Raw genomic sequence first — 712 nt, forward strand, 5'->3', positions numbered from 1 at the left:
GCACCACGGCGGGGGCCGGCGGCGGCGGCGGCGGCGCGTTGTTGAACGCGTAGCGGACACCTACGATGAACTGGTGGTTGAAGCGGTGATCGAAGCTGGCATGGCCGTCACCAGCGGTAAAGTTACCCATGGTGAAGGACTGCGGCTGGCCGATCATGCGGTATTCGGTGGTCATCTGCAGGCCCGGCACGCCCGGGATGTCATAGGCCGCACCGACGATGCCCTGATAGGCGAAGCCGCCCTTGGTGCCGCTCAGGCTACGCGGGCCGGAGGGGTTGTTCGCGCCGACGGTGATGTTGTGATCACCCTGCCACAGATAGCCGGCACCCACACCGACGAACGGCGTGACGGGCACATCGATGTTGAACAGGCGCTTGAGGTCGATGTCATACAGGACGTTGACGAAGCCGCCATAGGAGCGGTCGCTGCCCTTGTCGCCACGGGACTTGCTGTAGATCTCGGACCAGTTGTAATCGCCCTCGACTTCCGCGCGCAGGCCGTTGCCGAAGCCCCAGCCGACGGCGCCGAAGCCGGTCCAGCCATGGCGGTGGCCCAGCTTTTCACGGCCCGGCTCGCCCGGGGTGCCAGCGCCGGAATTGGGGTCGGCGAAGTGCCCGTGCTGGGTCTGGGTCAGGTTGTAACCGCCGCCGATATCGACATACGGGCCGGTGATGGTCGTGGCCTTGGCTGCGAACGGTGTCGCTGCCAGCAG

1 protein-coding gene is annotated in these 712 nt (G+C 66.3%); it reads right to left on the minus strand.

Annotation, left to right across the window (positions count from 1 at the left end; all coding sequences use genetic code 11):
• Window positions 1-712, minus strand: a 712-nt coding sequence (locus tag JCM25156_RS19210; RefSeq protein ID WP_025814429.1) for an outer membrane protein, incomplete at both ends; no start/stop codon positions are given.

This window comes from Komagataeibacter kakiaceti JCM 25156, from assembly GCF_000613305.1.